The 2677-nt window shown below is 68.8% G+C and carries 1 protein-coding gene; it reads right to left on the reverse strand.

The genetic code is table 11. The annotated features are described in order from the left end of the window. Nucleotides 1-2677 (reverse strand): amino acid adenylation domain-containing protein (locus ACFWTE_RS29845; protein ID WP_378783294.1); only part of this gene is annotated, 2677 nt, incomplete at both ends.

Raw genomic sequence — 2677 nt, forward strand, 5'->3', positions numbered from 1 at the left:
CCGTGCAGGCGGGTGACGACGGGGACGTTGTAGGTCGCCGAGGGCCCTTCCAGGCGGGACAGGAACCACAACCGACGCTGCGCAAACGACAACGGTGGAGCCGACGGGCGGAACCCGGCGGGCTCCAGGGCCGGAACGCTCGCCGCGGAGTGCCGCCCGAGGGCGTCGCTGAGCCTGGCCACGGTCGGTGCCTCGAAGAGAGCGCTTACCCCGGCGCTGACACCGATACTGCGAAGCCGTCCCATCAGTCGCATGGCGAGGAGGGAGTGGCCGCCCAGGGAGAAGAAGTCGTCGTCGATACCGACACTGTCCACTCCCAGGACCTGGGCGAACAGCGAGCACAGGACTTCCTCGCGGGCGTTGCGGGGGCCCCGGCGGGAACGGTGGGCCGCGCCGGAGAAGTCCGGCGCCGGCAGCGCACTGTGGTCGAGCTTGCCGTTCGGATTCACCGGTAGCCCGTCCGGCAGCACCACCACGGCAGTCGGAACCAGGTGGTCGGGCAGTGTCTCCGCTGACGCATCTCGTATCCGGAGGCCGTCGAGCGTGCTACCTGGTGCGGGTACGACGTAGGCGACCAGGGACATGATCCCGCTGTGGTCCCTGAGTGCGGTGACGAAGGCTTGAGTTATATCGGGCATGGCGACGAGCACGGACTGGATCTCGCCCGGCTCCACACGGAAGCCACGAACCTTGACCTGGTCGTCGGAGCGGCCCAAGTACTCGATGCAACCGGGGGAGACCCAACGGGCGAGGTCACCTGTCCGGTACATGCGGTCGCCTGGGACGCCGTGGAGGTCGGGAACGAACCGCTCCGCCGTCAGGCCCGCGCGTCCCACATAGCCGTGGGCGAGCCCTTCCCCGGCCACGTACAGCTCACCCCGGACACCGGCCGGGACCGGACGTAGCCGCTCGTCGAGGATGTAGCAGCGACGGTTGCCCAGCAGGCCGCCGATGGGTACACCCGTCCCCGGGACATCGCGTACCTGGTGGATATGGGTGAACACCATGCTCTCCACGGGGCCGTAGCCGTTGTACAACGACACGTCCGGGAAGGCCTCACGGAAGCGGCGCAGGTGTTCCGCGGAGGGTTTCTCACCGCCTGTGAAGACCTGCGAGGCATGGGTGAAGACCTGCGGATACTCGTCCAGGACCAGGCTGAACAGGGTCGCTGACAGAAAGTAGGAGTCTGCCTTGTGCCGGGCCACGAGCTCGACCATGTGCGCGGGGTCGGGCACCTGGCCCGGTTGCAGGACACACGTCGCTCCGTGCAGCAGGGCTCCCCAGAACTCGAAGGCGAACGCGTCCCAGGAGACGGGAGCGGTCTGGAGCCAGACACGTTCGGGGCTCAGATCGAAGCCGTCCTGCCCGGTGAAGGTCGACACGATCGCGCTGTGCGGGGACAGGACGCCCTTGGGAACGCCGGTCGAGCCGGACGTGAACATGACGCACGCGGGGGACCGAGGCGACACGCGCAGACCGAGGCCGGCGCCGCTGTAGTCGGCGTTCACAAAGGCCTCGGTGTCCACCGCAACGACCCGCTCGGCACCAGTGCGCCGGTCGAGCAGCCCGCGCCGCGTGACGACCAGACCGGCACGCGCCGCCGTGACCATGGAGGCCAGCCGGGCGTCGGGGAAACCGGGGTCGAGCGGCACATATCCGGCACCGGCCTTGAGTACCGCCAGCAGCGCCACGGCGTGGTCGATACCGCGTTCCAGCAGGACGCCGACCAGTGAGCCCGGGGTGACGGCGTGCTCGCGCAGATGGCGTGCGAGACGGTTGGCGCGGGTGTCGAGTTCGGCGTAGGTGAGCGAGTCGTTCTCAAAGACCAGCGCCACCGCATGGGGGCGGTCACTCGCCCGCTCCTCGAACAGTTCGTGCACCAGTGACTGCGGTCCACCGACAGCGGTGTCGTTGACGTCGACGACCAGGGCGGTGAACTCGTCCTCGGTGAGCAGGTCGATCTCGCCGATGGTGGTGGCGGGGTCGGCCGCGGCGGCGGTGAGGACCCGGACCAGCCGCCGGCCGATGGTCTCGGCGGTCTCTTGGTCGAACAGGTCACACGCGTACTCGATCGACAGCCGCAGACCGCCGTCGGACTCGGGGCCCGCCGCGATGAAGAGGTCGAACTTGGCGACGCTCAGATGGCCGGTGACCTCGGTGCTGTGAGTGCCGGACAGCTCGATCTCAGCTGTACCGGTGTTTTCCGCCCATCCGATGGAGGTTTGGAAGAGGGGGTGTCGTGCGAGGGAGCGTGGGGGGCTGAGTGCTTCGACGACCTGCTCGAAGGGCAGGTGGGTGTGGTCGAAGTCGTCCAGGTCGTGTTGGCGGATGCGGGCGAGTAGTTCGGTGAAGGTGGGGTTTCCGGACACGTCTGTGCGCAGGACCAGGGTGTTGACGAAGAATCCGACCAGGTCGTCCAGGGCCTGGTCGTCGCGGCCGGCGACCACGGTGCCCAGCGGGATGTCCTCTCCTGCTCCCAGCCGGGAGAGCAGGACCGCGACCGCGGCCTGCACCGCCATGAAGGGGGTGGCTCCGGCCGATCGGGCGACCGTGCGGATTCGGTCGAACACGTCGGGGGCGAGCGTGAGCGAGACCCGACCACCGCGATAGGACGACACCTGGGGGCGTGGCCGGTCGGTGGGCAGGGCCAGTTCCTCGGGAAGGTCCTGCAGGCGGG

Source organism: Nocardiopsis sp. NPDC058631, from assembly GCF_042716955.1.
Lineage (GTDB): Bacteria > Actinomycetota > Actinomycetes > Streptosporangiales > Streptosporangiaceae > Nocardiopsis.